Below are 15,934 nucleotides of genomic sequence, written 5' to 3' on the forward strand. Positions count from 1 at the left end.
GTGAGCCAGGCCGGTATGCCATAGGCAAGCCCGCTCTGTTATTCTTCTAGTAAGCTACCTTATTTCTAAGAATCTTACTACACCACAAACCTAAAGGCCGGTGCCAAAGCATCTTACTGGTAAAACTACCAATGAGGTGTTTCCTGCGTCAGCATGACAAAAGAGTTACCACTTCATAATCTTCCGAACCGTCTGCCTGTCGCCTTGCCGGATTTTCAGCCAGTACAGGCCCGTGGGTAGTTGCTGGAGGCTGATGGGCTGCCGGAGCCGCGTGGTTGTTTTCTGTACCGTCTGCGACCGCACCATCTGACCACTGGGTAGCCCGAGTTGCAGTTCGACCGGTCCGAAATAGCTGTTTTCCAGCTCGACCATAGCTGCATCCGCCGTGGGGTTGGGGAAGAGGAGGATGTCATCCAGTACCGGCTCCAGTCCGGTTACCGTGCCCGTCGACGAGCCGGAGTACGGTACCAGTCCGGCTTCCGGGGTGGCTAATTTTTCGGTGGTGTAGAGGTGGAACTCGCCCGGCTGCAGCGACAGGGCCGTTTGCGTATTGGTTACCTCAACCTCCTGCCCGGTGAAATAGTCGTACCACTTCCCCGTTCTGGGAAAATTGGCCTGGGTTGCCTGCAGCTGCACATCAAAGTTGCCGATGAGGAAAACGGTCATGCTCGGGTGGTTGAGCGTGATTCGTTTGACAGGCTGATCGACGTTCAGGGTAAAATCGCTGGTCTGAAAAGCCGGCTGCGTCAGTTTGAGCTTGATCAGTTCCTGGTACACCCGGAACAATTTCCGGCGTTCCGGGTCCTGCAGGTATTCCCAGCGAATGGGTTTGGCACCGGTGCGGCCGTTTTCGTTGATGGACACGTCATAGCCCAGTTCGCCAAATTGCCAGATCAACTTCGGGCCGGGGATGGGCAGGAAGAAGGCAGCCGCTAGTTTGGCGCGGTCGAGCGCCGTAGGCAGGGTGCGAGTGTTGTAGTTTCCGGATGCTCCGCCGTTTTGCCGGACGTCGTACACTAGTCGCTCTTCGTCGTGGCTCTCCATATAGCCCACTACGTAAGGGCTCTGCCAGCCGCGCTGCTTGTAGGAAATCCAGTTGGGGTTGGCATTGAAGCCTTTGGCCAGGGTGCGGTACGGGTCGTTGAGGTTCCCCCAGAACAGCATACCGTAGTCGGCCAGCTCTTTCTCCTCGGTATTATCGGCAAAGTGCTCCAGCATGACGTAGGCCGTCGGGTCAACGCTGCGGATCTGGTTGTAAATGCGTTTCCAGATGGTTACCCGGCTGGCATCATAAGCACTCCAGGCCCCAACATCACTGCCGGTGTTTTTCTGGGTAAAGCCTTTGGAGAGGTCGAACCGGTACCCATCGAACTTATACTCTTCCAGCCAGAAGCGGTTGACGCGCTCGACATAGGCCTGGGTAGCCGGACTTTCGTGGTTAAAGTCAAAAAAGACGCTGAACGGGTGCGTGGCCTGCTGGTTGAAAAACGGGTTGTTGGCAGCGGGTTTGGTACCATCCCAGTATAGGCGTACGTACGGAAACTCGTAATCGGCCTGGTTCAGCACCATGTCCAGAATCACGGCAATACCGTTTTCGTGGCATTTGTCAATAAAGGCTTTCAGGTCGTTTTTGGTGCCGTAGGCCTTATCGGGTGCGAAGTAGAAGATCGGGTTGTAGCCCCAGGAATCGTTGCCGGAGAACTCCATAATGGGCATCAGTTCAATGGCATTGATACCCAGCCGCTTCAGATAGGGAATGGAGTCGGCAACAGTTTTGTAATTGCGGGTGCCGACAAAATCGCGCACCAGCAGCTCGTACACCACCATGTTTTTGGGGTCGGGGCGCTGGAAATTGTTTACTTTCCAGGTGTACGGCGTCTGGTTCGTTTTCAGCACCGACACAATGCCGGAGGCTCCGGTCGGGTAGGCCTTCAGGTTTGGATACGTCGTAGCGGTAATAAACCGGTCGTTGTTTGGGTCGAGAATCTTCTCGGCATACGGGTCAGCCACCGCAAGGGTGCCGTCGACCAGGTATTGGTACGCTACCTCCTGACCGGCGGGCAGATTGTTCAGTTCCAGCCAGTAGCGGTTGCCGTCGGGCGTACGGTTCATCAGGTACTGGGGCGCGGGGCTCCAATTGTTAAATTCCCCGATAACGTACACGAAGCTTTTCTGCGGGGCAAACAGCACCAGCGTAGCCCGATTAGCTCCCTGGTAGGTAATACCATCCCGCAGACCGGCCGGTAAGGCGGCTACGGGTGACTGCGGCCGGACGGTGAAGTAAAAGGTATCGGCGGCCGTTTCGGTAGCGGTCTGAGCGCGAAAGATCACCGTCCGGCGCTGGCCCGGCTGGGTGCCTGTGTTCAGCGTAAAGCGGACCGAGTCCTGGTTGGCGGCCGTTGCGACGGTCGTATTGTCGAGCAACAGCGTCAGGTTGGCCCGCTGCGAAGCCGTTGCCCGGACCAGCAGATCCTGACTGGGGTCGACAAAGAAATTCTTTTCAGTGGGGGAGAGCCGCGCAACGCTCAGCCGGTTTTCGTAGATGCGAATGAAAACGTCTTCGGTCTGCGCCTGACCATTGCCACTCTTCAGAAGGAGGCCAAGCCGGCGTATGGGCCGGTTGGCCGGGACGTTGAAATACTGCCGGGGGACCAGTTTGATCTGCCAGCGATTGTTGCCCAGTGAAGTCATTTTACCAGGCTCGAAGGGTTTGGCGAAGTCGGTCTGGCCCGTGGGCTGGAATTCAAAGGCGTTGCCGGTTTCGGTGCTGCCGGCTCCCGACCAGAGAAACACATCGTCAGTTTTGCCGAGCAGGCCACGGGCGCGGGTGTCCTGCGCCTTGGACACGTCGAAAATGATGGTGACTTCCTGATCGGCGGTGGGAAAGGCCGGTATGGTGGTAACAACCTGGCTGTAACCGGAAAGCTGAGCCAGTAAAAGGAAAAAGATGAAGTAAATTTTACGCATAGGTTAGCTCATTATCAATCGGCAAATGTAGCAGATTGACAAAATATAAGCTCTAGCATCAGCCTTTTACGTAAGCCAGTTTTTCCGCCACCTTCCCATTTCGAACTTTGAAAATATCCACGCCCCTTAAATGCCAGGGTTTTCCATCTTTTGTCTTGCGGTAGATCCACCTGACCACGCACCGGTCGCCATGGGCAAATAGCTCCTCCGTCTCAAAAACGGCATCCGGATTAGACGCAAAGAATTTTTTCCAATACGCCCCGACAGCCTCTGCGCCCACCAGCCGGGTACCATCCGGTTGTGGATTTGTATTTTCAAAGACACAATCTTCGGTCATCGCTTTCATCACCGCATCGGCATCGTGGCGATTGAACGCTGTATTGAAGCGCTCAACGGCGGCAAGCGTCTGGTTTGTCGCGCTGTTTTCTGTTTCAGTTTTCATACCTGATTGCGTTTCTTTTGTTCTATAACTCGTTTTGCATGCTGTCATCAGGAATGACGCCAAGATAAGAAGGAATACAATCGGCTTCATTTTAGGGATTGGTTAAACGTAAGGTCGTTTTGGAATCATCATCCGGTACAGAGGGTTCACCCAGGCGGGTACGTTGTCGCCCCATATTTCGTCAGGGGCATTTTGCGCACCAGTTAATTTTGATAGCACACGCTGTCAGACTCAATTGTTGGGTTCAGGCGTTTACCGATACTTGAGTCCAATTTGTAAGCCAATATTGGCGTGGGTTAGCGGCAGTTTGCGGCCCGGTAGTTGCACGCTTCTGGTGGTGGAACCCGTTGGCGAGAACGTAAGCTCCTGCTTTTCATACGTCTGCGTGGTTGCCGAGAGACCAGTTCGAAAATATGCTTTAAACGCCAGTAACCAGGTGCGCCGGTCAATAAACCGAAACTGACTGCTCAACTGCACACCCGGACATACCTGCGTATGGGATGATCCAATGCCAGGGCCCACTGATTCAGCATCACGCGATACCAGCAGGGCCGGGCCGATGCTGTTAATAAATCGGCTGTTCCGTGAATACCAGGCCCAGCGGACAGAACCGTACAAAAGTCTACTTTTCAGATACAGGTATGTTCCACCAGGGGTTCTGCCGGTAATCTCAGCTACCTCAGGTACCCCGAAGCCAATAAAATAACCATGTCTTGGCGCTTTCCGATACCCGACCTCCAGATCGAACGAAACGGACCGGCGAATTCTTGGATAATTGTAAGGGCCACCGCAAAAGAAGATGCACGAATACGGGGTAGTAGAGGCCCATCCGGTTTGCTCCATATGTTGCCTGATTGCTGTAACTGAGCCCCCAACTACCCTGATGGGAAACGAAAACGCAAAAGTCCATGAACCTTCCATTGGTTGTGTCTGAGACTGGGCGACAGGTGGGGGCAAGCTGCTTTCCTGAGCAGCCACCAGCAATGGCAGACAGATGAGGATGACTAGTTTCATGGTTGCCGTGTCGTTTTATAACTGGCTCAAAGACAAGGACAAAGTAGCGAAAATACTTGAACAATTTCGCTGATGATCCGGTCAAAAGCTAATGTTCGCGAGGTGCTCACCCAACGCCAACGGGTGTTGAGGGTGGGCGAAAAACGAACTATAACATAACTACCTGACCCTTTCCACACGTTCGGGCGGGTTAGTTCCTGCCTTCGGGCCGGGTAACCCGTCCCCAACGATGGATATGCAGAGGAAAATTTAGCTGCTAATCAAATTTGCCGTTAGGGATGGGGGGGATGTAATTTCGTAATTTACCCGTAATCCATAGCAGGAATACTGCGTTGAAAACCAACGTGAATGGAATTACTGAAAGGTTTTTGAAGAACAGTAGTATGGTCCATTCGGAAGATGAATCCGTTAGAATACCATCTTGTTTCAAGGTCAAATAAAGACAGGTTTCATAAGCCAGCAAATCAATCAGATAATTGATACCCCAGGCGATGAAGGCAAAAACGATAATATTCAGCAGTATGGACAACCCATTTTGTCTCAACCGTTGTAGAGCAACACGCCAATAGTGACTTCGATCTTTCTTATGCAATAGGAAGTGCTTTACCCGCAATGCACCGGTGGTGGCACTGGCGAAGCCCAAAACATACAGAAACAATAGTAAGCGGCTGGATTCGACCAGAATTTCTACCATGACGTTCATCCATGCTGGGATTTCTCCAAACCCCCCTAGTTGAACGACTCTGCCTAAACCTGCGACAAGTCCAAGACTCATGATGACAGCTAAGTGCTTTCGGAAAAAGCGGAGGGTCGCATACAACCAGTCCAATTTGCGGACAAGATGAGTTGTTGATTGCATATAAAGAATGTTTAATGGTAGTACTAATGAAAAGTCGTTTCTACTGTCAGCATGCCTATCATAATCCTCCCAACCTGGGCGTTGAACATATATCAAGCGATCCGGAATTGAAAACCTGAACGCTGCCTTACGAGACTTGCGACTTGTCACACGGCCCCCTCTCCGCAAGTTCTACTTGTTTTAATTACTGCTTTGATAGTTTGGACAAAGCTTCTGATACTGACCTTACAAAATTAATTTGCCCCGCTTTATTACTCTCAACCATAAAAGCATTGAAGCTCTTACCTGAATACTGGGTAAAATCACCAACAATAGCCAGACGAACCCGATAGTTTGAAAATTTTTGAAGAATTTCGCCGGCTAGTCTAGTTTTCAAATCAAAAAAATCAGGGGTGATATTTTCTGCATGAACGATGATCTTGTCTGAGTCCTGGTAATATAAATTACCTAACAAATCTGATCCGTCTTCAATGGTTCGAATGAGCATGTCCGTTGAAATAACTTCGGCAATTTTTGTATCTTTTATTTGATGCGTTTCGATTTTCATTGAAGTACAATATTATGTGTCGGGACGGGCTGCCTGCCGCTAAGACGCTGCCCCGCAAAGCCAAACCTGCCGTGCCGGGGCGATTTTCGCATCGACCACACCTCGCCCAACGACCCAGGGGTTGATGGTGGGGGAGAAGCCACCTGAACAAACGTAGCTTGCATCTTTACACCCCCGTTCCGTTAGGCTGCATCGCTTGACGTTGCGGCCTGCATCCTGTCACCCGACAACTACCCTAAGCGAAGCGATGATAACGCACTGTCCGCTCAGACTGAGCGCGGAGCCTGCGCGGCAGCTTTCTGGTTTGTCGGCCCGACCACGGCTCAAGTGCCTCGTGTCGACCGACGACTTTTGGGGCCTGTCAACGCCCAATTGTCCGTTGTCACACGCGGCCTGACCCGCTTAAAAAGGCTGGCCTGTCCCTAAGTTTGGCCTGTCGACAGGCGCTTGGATCGCAACGTAAAATAACTTGCTCACGCGAGTCGGATTTCATTTTTTCTTTTTCGGTTTAGGTAGTGGCAATTCTTTTATTGATATTCTAACTAATTCACTTAACCATTCGCTATCTTCAATTTTATCCTCTATTAAAAAACTTGGTTTTGCTCCTTCATAGGGTGGTGCTTCTAAAACACTTCCTATAAATTCTCGTCCTGAATAGGTTGGCTTGACGAATAATTTATTGTCACATATCAGTCCAAATAATTTTTCGTCAGAATAAATACCGTATTCACCAAACATTTTTTTAGCGGTTATTACGCCTGCATTTTTGATTTGGTCCAAAACAAAATTCACAAAATTTTGGTCAGATGCCATTGGTTAGTTCTTTATTGTAGACGGAAACGCGAAACACTCACTTGCATGGCCGGTTCACCCAACGACCCAGGGGGCTGATGACGAGGACGAAAATTGACTGAACACAAGCCACTTACACCTTTACACCCCCTGCTGGTTGGGCTGAGTGCCTGAACTACCGGCGCACTGACTGTCGCCCGAAAGCTAACCCATGCGCAGCGATCTATAAGTTGTCTTGATCTAATTAGTATTGTCGTAAAATACATCAAAAACTCTGTTTCTTAGAAACTCTGCTGCTTGTGGTGAAATATCTTTATAAAGAGATGCGTGTTCAGCAATTTTTTCCAAATAGCTTCCATCAGGACCGCATACGTATTTCTTTGATTGGAGAAATAAGATCCGATCAACATCTATTCTTGCAGTTGGCTCAACAACTTTTACGTCCTTTCCTCTTGTGTGGTATAAAGTCTTTCCACAAGATAAGGGCATAATTATTTCCTGGTGAAATATATCAGTGTTACTTGGATTTCTAAATATTATAGGGTTGTCACCTATTAGATGTAATTCTTTGCGTTCGCCTTTGTCATTAATAGTTGCGTAATAAACTTTCCAGTCTTCAATTTTTGAAACGTCAAACTGATGCATGTAGTCAAGTACTGGTTTAATTGCTCTATATGACTTGATGAATGCATCATTCTTCTTTATAATGTTAATGAAATCTTCCGGTGCCTTCTCTCCGGTTATTTTATTCCTGATTTCAAAATACAATTCATCTGGTGAAGAATTTTCAAACTCACTTTTTATTAAATTATCTGTTTTAGGAATTCTCCAGTACAAAGAACCTGCAAACAAAATTATGCGAAACATATCCTGTGCATCGAGATATGAAAAACTTTTTTGTTCTTTTATTTTCTTAAAAGCATGGCCTACAATAGTTTCTAACTGACTATACATTTTTTCGACAAAGTCATCTTTTACGCCATCAAACTCTAATGTGTTCCTGTCATACTCAAAGAATATCTGACTCGGGGTAAGACGTTTAGTTTTTAATCTGTTATTTTCTATGTCAAACACGGCTAGTTTACCGTCTTCACCTGTAAAGCCTTTTAAATAAAATTCTGGTAGGTAGTGATGTTTTCTTGATATGGCAGCCATTAGCTCAGTAAAAATTAAGAAGTTTGGCCTGTCATACAGAACCTGAAAAGATATACTCGAAATTTAATCAATCAGGGTCGCTTACTTTATCGCACGTAATTCGCCTTAATCTTAAAAATCTGCCCTTTGGTGCGTTCACCCTGTCGACCGAAGCGCCGAAATGGAATCCTAAACCACCCAGCGTGGGCGTTCAACTTGTCGCCCGCAACATCGAAATGGAAGTACTGCTTGTTTGGTTCACCCAACGCCCCCATGTGTTGATGACGAGCATACAAGTTAACTGAAACAAACGTACCTGACACCTTTACACACTTGGTTTCGTTGGGCTGAAAACGCTGACCACCGGCGTGCTGCCTGTCGCCCGCGACACGGCACACGCGGAGCGATAAATTCAGTTGTACGAATCTACCAGCCCATCACCGTCATTATCATAAAAGCATGACGGTGTGTAATCGTCCCAGCACCATTGCCAATGCGTTTCACCACCATAATTTGAGGGATTAGCATGATTTGACAAACCTCGTTGATATTTTAACATATCAATGCTCATTCCCACCCAGATTTTTCTTTTTGCCAAAAGTTCGCAATCTTCTTTTGACCATTCTGGGTGTTTCTTATGTATTCGCCCAGCTTTAGACTGATTCCACCGGCGTTCTTCCGCCAATTCGCGGGCTAATCGAGCCTTTTCTGTTTTTTGTTTTTCCGCTATTTCCTCTACTGACAACTCACGGTAAACTGTGAGCGACTCTCGAGTTATAGGTGAGGGGACAAAGCCAGTAGTGTCACTGAAAAGCGAAAAATCAAAGAGATTTGACGTGTCAGGCAAAGACAGTTCTACTTCAAAATTTCCATCGTTCATGTCAACAACTTTGCGAAAATCATTCCCTATTGAGTTAACAATAAGAATGAGGTCTTTCCGATTGGCCGCACCTTTTACTATAACCGTTTTTGAATTTGTGCGAGTACCATATGCCGGTGTAGAAATAGTTATTTTAGGGTCTTCTCTGCAAGAAAATACTTTGAATAAGATAAACAGTACAAAAAGGAGAAGAAGAACTCTTTTCATAATTATGGGTCAAATTAGTTTTAAACTGGCTGTCGAGACGTACCTATTCAGACTTAAACTCTCCTTGTCGGGGCGGTTGGCTTGTCAACCAGGACCCCGAAATGCAAACCTCAAGCTGCCCAACCGGGGTGTTCGAAATGTCGCTCGGAACGCCGAATTTGAAGCCCAAAGCCTGCCCTCTGGGACGCACTACCTGTCGCCAAGACGCTGACTTGTAGACTTTTATGGACTGCACCCAACGACCGCAGGGGTTGATGGGGAGCGTAGCGAGCCTTTACACCCCTGCCCGGTTGGGCTGTCGGCGTTGACCTTGCGTCTTGCTGCCTGTCGCCTGTGACCTACCCACGCGCAGCGAACAGCACACTTTAATCAGGCCAATCAAAACTATCTTTAGATCGACCTTATCTTAATACATGAGCGATGGTTTGCTGGGTCTTGGAATGAGTTAACAGCGTTTCATGGGTGGCTCCAGGAATAGCCACAAATTCATCCTTTTGGGTCAGTAAAGTTTTTAATTGATAAGCTACACTGTGTGGATTATCGGTACTCACCACGACAATAGGACTTCTAGCTTTTGCTACGTCAGATTTAGTTGGAAATACAAAACCCGTCACAGAAGGGAGAGGGGAAAATAATGTTTCTGTCACTCGATCACTAAAATCACCACCCGCTGAGGCAGGGTCGAGCAACAAAGTAAGTTTGGGTGTATTATTAGCCGCTAAATGAGCAGCTATGCGGCCACCCAGAGAATACCCACAAATGATGATAACTGATTCAGGGTAACGCTTCTTCAAGGAGTCATATACAGTCTGAGCATCGCTATAGAAGTTAGCTAATGTAATACCTCCTTTACTTTTTCCATGCTGCCGGTAATCCGTAATCAGTACATCATAATTATATTGGAGAAATGTGGGTGCCATCAAGCCCCAATTGTTTAATGTACCACCATTTCCCTTCCAAAAACATACCACACCTTTTGAATGGGGAGATTTGAACAGCAATGCGTTCAGCAAACCTGAATGTGGTGTTTTGAAGTAAATTTCTTCAAATTTTTGAGAGAAACTAAACTCAAAGTTATTGGGCAAGATCGTTGAGCGATACCGATTAGCCTGCTCGTCTTTATTAATGTAAAGAAATAAGTAGCTACCTGCATATATCAATGAAGTGATGAGTAGGCCGATCCATATCCATTTCAATCGACGTTTTATTTTCAGCATTTTGGCAAAAGAAGTATTAGGTTTGAGGTTAGCTGCAAAACTAAAACACTGTTCGTCAAGACCTTAATTAATAATTCTTAAAAATGGCTGTATCATGTTTTTTACGCCGAAGCGCGAAGCTCAACACCGCAACAAATTCGTTTACGTCCAACCTGCCCAACCGGGGCGTTTCTCGTGTCGCAAGAAACCCGCCTAACAAGCAAAAAGTCTAACTTCTGCGGCCCGCGTCCTGTCGCCGGAACGCTGGACTTGGAAGCCAAAACCTGCCCCGCGAGACGTGCGACCTGTCGACCGAAACCCGAACGTTACGTTGTTTTCAGCTTGTTGCTTCACCCAACACGTTATTGTACGCAACAATGCGGAACTACTTTCTGCTGATATTCAACTACTTTTAGTTCCGCACTGCTTATATTTATAAGCTAGTTCTGTTCAGGACAAATAAAAGAGCAGTGAGTGTAAGTTACAAATTATATTTTCACCAATTGATTGAGCGGTTGATGGAAATTTTGGTTCAGCGGGTTTGGGACATTGATGGACACCCCGATCACTTTTTTGGCGATGATAAGGAACTCTACCGCATCACCTCACGCGGTGAAGTCAAACGAAAACGGCGCACAATGAAGCGCTACACGCAGGGCTATGTGCTGAAGAGTCGTTTCTACAGTCTACACCAACTCCGCCCGCTACTCCGGCGGCATACACCTACAAATCATCCAATGGGCTTTTGAGGGTGCTGATTTTGTCGGCAGTGACGTGCGTGTAGCGCATGGTGGTCAGGATACTCTCATGGCCCAGCAACTGTTGAATGTACCGAATGTCGGTGCCGGCCTCCAGTAAATGCGTGGCAAAACTATGCCGCAGGGTGTGTATACCCCCACGCTTTTGAATGCCTGCGTAGCGCACCGTTTCACTATAGATCAGTTGAATGGTACGGTTGGCCAGTGGTTCATGGTTTTCTTCGTTCTCAAACAGATACGTTTGGGGTTTATAGCTCGTCAGATATGTGGTCAGGGTTGCTTCGAGCTTGTCGGTCAGCATGACGATACGGTCCTTTTTGCCTTTGCCGCCCCGGACAGTAATTAACCGCCGAACGCGGTCAAGATCAGTCTGGTTCAGGTGGGCTACTTCACTAAGCCTCAGCCCGGTGGCATACACCAGTTTGAATAGGGTTCGGTACTTCACGCTGGTCGTCGCATTGAAAATGGATTTCACCTCTGCCACGCTGTATACAGTAGGCAATTTGTGCGGTCTTCGAGGGTATTCAATGTCGTAAAATTCCTTTGGACGTTGCAAAACCTTTTCGCAATAGAATTTCCATGCATTGATGTGAACGTTGAGCGTGGAGCCGCTCAGGCGTTTCTTTTCCAGCAAAAAGAGTAGGTACTGCTGGTATTGGAGTTTGGTAAAATTTTCCAAGGGTTGGTTATCGGCGTAACGAATAAGCGCAATAAGGGCTTGTTTGTAATTTTTCAGGGTCTTATAACTGTACTGCTGAATTTTCAGGGTCTCCGAAATGGCCACAATTACCGGATGTCGGTCGTATTCGCGGATGGGTGGAGTGTACCGGAATGGCTTCCGGATAGGCTGTTCTTTACCAACTGGAGGCCAGACCGGGTTGGTGGCCTGCTCAACCACTGCCGGTGTCGCGGCTGGTTTGTAAAGCCTGACAATGGCCTCATCGAACCGACAATGCTCCTTACCATAAAGACCGGCAAGTTTCACAACGGATGCACGGGTATTGGGAACAACCCAGCACCGGCGTGAGTAACTCCACCGGCGACCGGGAACTGCGCGGATAATGTCGTTGCCGATTGGGTCAGCCGGAAATGATACGGTTAGTAACTGACGGTCCTGGTCGTCGAGTCGGATTGTAATCATAATCTGAAACGTTGGCGTTTAGACGCCGTCTTGTGTGAAAAGCAACCTGGTAGCCTGCGACATTATCCTGCTCAAACGAAAAGAAAACAAAATGGGCTTATCCAGATGAACAGGCCTCGAAGCACGGTTCATCTGGATAAGCCCATCGGCTGAAGATTTAAAAGGTGATTACAACTCCTGCACCTCCAGATTCCGCCAGCGTACTTTGATGCCGCCCCCGTCGTGGATCTGGAGCGCGATGGAGCCGTTGGCTTTGGCGATTTTGTCATCCCCCATATCCACCATCGACTTACCATTCAGCCAGGTCTGCACGCGGTCACCCTGCACGCGGATGCGCAGTTTATTCCATTGCTCCGGCTTCAGGATGTTTTCTTTGTCTTTCGGAATCTGATGCAGCCAGCCGCGGCCGTACGACTCGTAGATGCCGCCCGTATCGTGGTTCGGCGGAGCTACCTCTACCTGCCAGCCGCTGATCTTGGTGCCTTCGATGGTGGAGCGGAAAAACACGCCACTGTTGCCGTTGGCTTCCTGCTTGAACTCGACGGTGAGGTCGAAATCCTTATAATGCTTCTCGGTGGCCAGGTAGCCGTAGCCTTTGTCGGGCCCGCTTTCGCAGACCAGTTCGCCATTCGCTACGTACCATTTTTCGGTACCGTAAACCTTCCAGCCGGTCAGGTCCTTACCGTTAAACAATTTTTCTTTTTTGGGGGCCGCAAAGGCTACTAAGGCCAGTGTCAGCACAGCAATCAAAAGGGTTCTCATTCAGTCAGGGAATTAATTGAGTGGTAAATGATCAGGGATAAAAGGCAAATCGGCGAAAAAGCTACCCGTAGTCGTTATAGCGTGTAGCGCTTCAGGGCCTGATAAACGCGGTGTGTGGGCAGGCCCATAACGGTGTAAAACGACCCCTCCAGCCGGTCTATCCCGACCAGGCCGATAAAATCCTGCGCGCCGTACGCACCGGCCTTATCAAACGGGCGGCACTCGCGGATGTAGTAGGCAATCTCATCGTCGGTCAGGTGGGCGAAGTGAACGATGGTTTCATCGGTAAACGAGATAGTCTCTTCGGGGGTCAGGATACACACGCCCGTCCGCACCCGGTGGCTGTGGCCCGACAATTGCCGGAGCATCCGGTACGCGTCGGCCGCATCGGCCGGTTTGTTCAGGATTGTGGTACCCAGAAGTACGACGGTATCGGCGCAGAGAACAATGCGCTCACCCAGATCGGAACGAAACTGGTCGGCTTTCTGGCGGGCCAGGTACCCGGCTACCTCGTCGGCGGGCAAATCGGCCGGAAACGCTTCGTCGGTCGGACGGATCTCAATGGTAAAGGCAAAGCCGGCATCGGTCATCAGCTGTTTGCGCCGGGGTGAGCCCGACGCCAGGACCAAAGGATAACGTAAGGTAAGCATAGGCGAAATTCAGAGCGGCAAAGGTAGCGGTAGTTATTGGCTTTTGTGTTATTTTAGAGGGTTATTGCACAAGCTCATGATCATTCGACAAGCTGAACCGGCGGATGCCGAACGGCTCACCGGCCTGGCTATTGACACCATGCGTGAAGCCTTTGGCCCCCCGCACAATCCAGCTGAACTGGTTGACGCGTATATCAGGCAGACCTATTCGGTGCCGGTTATGCAACAGGAACTCGCTGATTCGCGTTCTACCTATCTGCTGATGGAAACACCGGCTGGTGAGGACATCGGCTACGCCCGGCTGTACCGGCACGCACCACCCCGCCGGATGAGGGAGCGACGGGCGCTGGAGATCCAGCGGATTTACCTGCGCGAAGCCTACCTGGGGCAGGGGCTGGGCCGGCAACTGATGAACCACTGCCTGGCTCAGGCGCGGGCAGAAGGCTATAAGGCCGTTTGGCTGGGTGTCTGGGAGCGGAACGAGCGGGGACTGGCTTTTTACCGAAAAATAGGATTTGAACCGTTCGGCTGGCATTATTTCCAGTTTGGGACCGAACGGCAGCGTGACTATTGGCTGCAAAAACCGTTATAAGCTAGTGGACAACAAATACTTGCCTGAACATACAATCAGCTGCCTGACCGGACTCTGCCGGCTCTGGGTGCTCTGGTTTTGTTTAGCAGGTACGATTTGTATAGCCCAGGTCGATAATGGAGCCGCCCGCCCGTCGAACCAGAAAGCCCCGGGCGACTCGGTGGCCGCTGTGTACCCGACCACGGTCATTGAACCGAAAGTCGATAGTGCCACCAAAGTTCGCGACAGCCTCTTTTATACCACGCTGAAGCAGAAAATGTACCGGCACCGGCTGACCCGCGAACTGTACAACGCCTTTATCCATGATGTCTACAACAGTAGTGCCAGGGCCGAGGAGGTTAATGTCATTGAAGAGAACCCGTTCAAATCGTATGCCGGTAAGGTAATCGGGACAATCCACGTCCGGCGGCTGGGGGTATTCGGACAGAGTGTGTACGATACCCTCCGGCGACCGCATAGCTGGTTCGAGCGGTTTGCCAACCGGGTCCATACCAATACCCGCGAGGGCGTAATCCGGCGTTCCTACCTCCTGTTTCGCGAGGGCGATCTGGTTGAACCGGACCTCCTCCGCGATAACGAGCGGATTTTGCGGAACCTGCCGGTGTTTGTCGACGCCCGGATTCTGATTGTACCCCGCGAGGGTAGCGAGGAGTTTGTGGATGTGTACGTGATCACGCAGGACGTATGGTCGTTGCTGGCCGACGGCAGCGTGGGCGGTCTTGACCGGTTTAGCGTCGGCCTTGAACAGCGCAACGTGCGGGGGCTGGGGCATACGCTCAAAACCCAATTCTTTTACAACAAGGTCGATCCTTTCCAGAAGGCAGAGTATCTGGCCCGGTATACCGTTCCGTATATCGGTAAAACCTTTCTGACCGCCCAGGCCGACCTGATGTACCTGCGCCACTGGAAGCAGTTTTCGGCCAGGGTGTTCCGGCCCTTTCTTACCCCCGACACCAAGTATGCCGGCTCCCTGGAACTGGGTCATTATAAGATCAGGAACCGGCTGCTGCGGAATAACCAGCTGGATACGGCCGCTTTTTTTCCTATCAGCTACAACTACAGCGATGTCTGGTTGGGCCGGTCGTTCAAGATGTTTTTCGGTAATCCACAGGAGCAGGAGCGGGCCAGATTAGTCATCGCCGGCCGGCTCACCCGCTATACCTACCTGATCCGGCCGGAAGTTGGAGCCGACACCAATCAGTTGTACCAGAATAGCCGGACTACCATGTTTAGCGTAGGCTATTCGCAACGTCAATACGTGCGAGATGTCTTGATCTATGGTTTTGGCCGGACAGAGGACGTACCCGTCGGTAGCCTGATTTCGCTGGTGGGCGGGGTCGACAATGCCGAGCTGGGCGAACGGTTGTATATTGGATTAAACCTGTCGCGGGGGCAGTATATCAAGAAAATTGGCTACCTGTATACCCTGATCAACGCCGGCACGTTCTACCGCGCCAAAAAGCAGGAGCAGGGGCTGTTTTCGTTTAGCACTAACTACTTCAGTCCGCTGGTCGCGATTCCCTGGGGGCATATGCGGCACTTTTTCAACGCCCGGCTTACCCTGGGTATGGACCGTTTCAACAACGAGTACATCACGCTCAGCGGGCGCGAAGGTATTGGCCTGACCAACGATGCACTGATTGGAACCAAGCGGTTACTGGTCGGTTACGAAAATGTTTTATTTTCGCGGCTGAACCTGATTGGATTCCGGGCGGCCTTTGTTACGTTTGCCAACGTTGGCATCATCAGCTTTAATGACCGGGCCTTTTTTCAGAGTCCCCTCTATCAGGCGTATGGCATTGGCGTCCGGCTCCGGAACGAGAACCTGACCTTTAACAGCTTCCAGATCCGGCTGACGTGGTACCCGAATATCCCGAACAATCCGTATGCGTTCCGGACCGCTTTTGAAGGCATTCCGACGCTGAGGCTCAGGGACTTTGACATATCGGCTCCGTCCATTGTTCCATACCGATAACGAACTTATCGGGTAGAA

15 protein-coding genes are annotated in these 15,934 nt (G+C 50.0%); 3 read left to right on the forward strand and 12 right to left on the reverse strand.

Features of this window, described 5'->3' with window-relative positions:
• Positions 1 to 165: 165 nt before the first annotated feature.
• The 9 genes from ABD949_RS18705 to ABD949_RS18745 all read right to left on the reverse strand — a co-directional run bounded on the left by ABD949_RS18705 (position 166) and on the right by ABD949_RS18745 (position 10,059).
• Entirely contained in the window at positions 166 to 2,967 is a 2,802-nt protein-coding gene (locus ABD949_RS18705) for an alpha-amylase family glycosyl hydrolase (RefSeq protein ID WP_345245771.1), read from the reverse strand.
• Between the two features lie 58 nt (positions 2,968 to 3,025).
• Positions 3,026 to 3,409 (reverse strand): nuclear transport factor 2 family protein, encoded by a 384-nt coding sequence (locus tag ABD949_RS18710; RefSeq protein ID WP_345245773.1) that lies wholly within the window; start codon positions 3,407 to 3,409, stop codon positions 3,026 to 3,028.
• A gap of 252 nt (positions 3,410 to 3,661) precedes the next feature.
• Entirely contained in the window at positions 3,662 to 4,423 is a 762-nt protein-coding gene (locus ABD949_RS18715) for a hypothetical protein (RefSeq protein ID WP_345245775.1), read from the reverse strand.
• A 256-nt stretch (positions 4,424 to 4,679) separates the two neighbouring features.
• Positions 4,680 to 5,282, reverse strand: a complete 603-nt coding sequence (locus ABD949_RS18720; protein WP_345245777.1) for a hypothetical protein — start codon at positions 5,280 to 5,282, stop codon at positions 4,680 to 4,682.
• A 184-nt stretch (positions 5,283 to 5,466) separates the two neighbouring features.
• Complete coding sequence (locus ABD949_RS18725; RefSeq protein WP_345245779.1) at positions 5,467 to 5,829, reverse strand: DUF4180 domain-containing protein; 363 nt, start codon at positions 5,827 to 5,829, stop codon at positions 5,467 to 5,469.
• 489 nt (positions 5,830 to 6,318) lie between these two features.
• Positions 6,319 to 6,642, reverse strand: a complete 324-nt coding sequence (locus ABD949_RS18730) for a TfoX/Sxy family protein (RefSeq protein ID WP_345245780.1) — start codon at positions 6,640 to 6,642, stop codon at positions 6,319 to 6,321.
• Between the two features lie 219 nt (positions 6,643 to 6,861).
• Positions 6,862 to 7,776 (reverse strand): DUF4238 domain-containing protein, encoded by a 915-nt coding sequence (locus tag ABD949_RS18735; protein ID WP_345245782.1) that lies wholly within the window; start codon positions 7,774 to 7,776, stop codon positions 6,862 to 6,864.
• A 391-nt stretch (positions 7,777 to 8,167) separates the two neighbouring features.
• Positions 8,168 to 8,842 carry a hypothetical protein gene (locus ABD949_RS18740; RefSeq protein ID WP_345245784.1) on the reverse strand — a complete coding sequence of 225 codons (675 nt, stop codon included), beginning with the start codon at positions 8,840 to 8,842 and terminating at the stop codon, positions 8,168 to 8,170.
• Positions 8,843 to 9,243: 401 nt separating this feature from the next.
• The gene (locus tag ABD949_RS18745; RefSeq protein WP_345245786.1) at positions 9,244 to 10,059 is read right to left on the reverse strand and encodes an alpha/beta hydrolase; all 816 of its coding nucleotides are present in this window, start codon (positions 10,057 to 10,059) and stop codon (positions 9,244 to 9,246) included.
• A 497-nt stretch (positions 10,060 to 10,556) separates the two neighbouring features.
• Here ABD949_RS18745 and ABD949_RS18750 point away from each other — a divergent pair, with 497 nt between their 5' ends.
• The gene (locus ABD949_RS18750; RefSeq protein WP_345245788.1) at positions 10,557 to 10,787 is read left to right on the forward strand and encodes a hypothetical protein; all 231 of its coding nucleotides are present in this window, start codon (positions 10,557 to 10,559) and stop codon (positions 10,785 to 10,787) included.
• Here the strand turns inward: ABD949_RS18750 and ABD949_RS18755 are convergent.
• The 3 genes from ABD949_RS18755 to ABD949_RS18765 all read right to left on the reverse strand — a co-directional run bounded on the left by ABD949_RS18755 (position 10,762) and on the right by ABD949_RS18765 (position 13,349).
• The gene (locus tag ABD949_RS18755; RefSeq protein WP_345245790.1) at positions 10,762 to 11,937 is read right to left on the reverse strand and encodes a tyrosine-type recombinase/integrase; all 1,176 of its coding nucleotides are present in this window, start codon (positions 11,935 to 11,937) and stop codon (positions 10,762 to 10,764) included. The genes ABD949_RS18750 and ABD949_RS18755 overlap by 26 nt on opposite strands.
• Positions 11,938 to 12,105: 168 nt before the next feature.
• Positions 12,106 to 12,699 (reverse strand): 3-keto-disaccharide hydrolase, encoded by a 594-nt coding sequence (locus tag ABD949_RS18760; protein ID WP_345245792.1) that lies wholly within the window; start codon positions 12,697 to 12,699, stop codon positions 12,106 to 12,108.
• Positions 12,700 to 12,773: 74 nt separating this feature from the next.
• Entirely contained in the window at positions 12,774 to 13,349 is a 576-nt protein-coding gene (locus ABD949_RS18765) for a Maf family nucleotide pyrophosphatase (protein WP_345245794.1), read from the reverse strand.
• 76 nt (positions 13,350 to 13,425) lie between these two features.
• Between ABD949_RS18765 and ABD949_RS18770 the strand changes: the two genes are divergently transcribed.
• Both ABD949_RS18770 and ABD949_RS18775 read left to right on the forward strand, forming a co-directional pair.
• Positions 13,426 to 13,941 (forward strand): GNAT family N-acetyltransferase, encoded by a 516-nt coding sequence (locus ABD949_RS18770; protein ID WP_345245796.1) that lies wholly within the window; start codon positions 13,426 to 13,428, stop codon positions 13,939 to 13,941.
• 19 nt (positions 13,942 to 13,960) lie between these two features.
• Positions 13,961 to 15,916, forward strand: coding sequence for a BamA/TamA family outer membrane protein (locus ABD949_RS18775; RefSeq protein WP_345245798.1), 1,956 nt, complete (start codon positions 13,961 to 13,963; stop codon positions 15,914 to 15,916).
• Positions 15,917 to 15,934: the final 18 nt, after the last annotated feature.

The organism is Nibrella saemangeumensis (assembly GCF_039541915.1).
Lineage (GTDB): Bacteria > Bacteroidota > Bacteroidia > Cytophagales > Spirosomataceae > Nibrella > Nibrella saemangeumensis.

Excerpts from the sequence above, each read along its gene's own strand:
- ABD949_RS18710 (WP_345245773.1), bottom strand. The coding sequence starts at position 3,409 with ATGAAAACTGAAACAGAAAACAGCGCGACAAACCAGACGCTTGCCGCC.
- ABD949_RS18720 (WP_345245777.1), bottom strand. The coding sequence starts at position 5,282 with ATGCAATCAACAACTCATCTTGTCCGCAAATTGGACTGGTTGTATGCG.
- ABD949_RS18765 (WP_345245794.1), bottom strand. The coding sequence starts at position 13,349 with ATGCTTACCTTACGTTATCCTTTGGTCCTGGCGTCGGGCTCACCCCGG.
- ABD949_RS18770 (WP_345245796.1), top strand. The coding sequence starts at position 13,426 with ATGATCATTCGACAAGCTGAACCGGCGGATGCCGAACGGCTCACCGGC.
- ABD949_RS18705 (WP_345245771.1), bottom strand. The coding sequence starts at position 2,967 with ATGCGTAAAATTTACTTCATCTTTTTCCTTTTACTGGCTCAGCTTTCC.
- ABD949_RS18740 (WP_345245784.1), bottom strand. The coding sequence starts at position 8,842 with ATGAAAAGAGTTCTTCTTCTCCTTTTTGTACTGTTTATCTTATTCAAA.
- ABD949_RS18745 (WP_345245786.1), bottom strand. The coding sequence starts at position 10,059 with ATGCTGAAAATAAAACGTCGATTGAAATGGATATGGATCGGCCTACTC.
- ABD949_RS18755 (WP_345245790.1), bottom strand. The coding sequence starts at position 11,937 with ATGATTACAATCCGACTCGACGACCAGGACCGTCAGTTACTAACCGTA.
- ABD949_RS18750 (WP_345245788.1), top strand. The coding sequence starts at position 10,557 with ATGGAAATTTTGGTTCAGCGGGTTTGGGACATTGATGGACACCCCGAT.
- ABD949_RS18760 (WP_345245792.1), bottom strand. The coding sequence starts at position 12,699 with ATGAGAACCCTTTTGATTGCTGTGCTGACACTGGCCTTAGTAGCCTTT.
- ABD949_RS18725 (WP_345245779.1), bottom strand. The coding sequence starts at position 5,829 with ATGAAAATCGAAACGCATCAAATAAAAGATACAAAAATTGCCGAAGTT.
- ABD949_RS18730 (WP_345245780.1), bottom strand. The coding sequence starts at position 6,642 with ATGGCATCTGACCAAAATTTTGTGAATTTTGTTTTGGACCAAATCAAA.
- ABD949_RS18735 (WP_345245782.1), bottom strand. The coding sequence starts at position 7,776 with ATGGCTGCCATATCAAGAAAACATCACTACCTACCAGAATTTTATTTA.
- ABD949_RS18715 (WP_345245775.1), bottom strand. The coding sequence starts at position 4,423 with ATGAAACTAGTCATCCTCATCTGTCTGCCATTGCTGGTGGCTGCTCAG.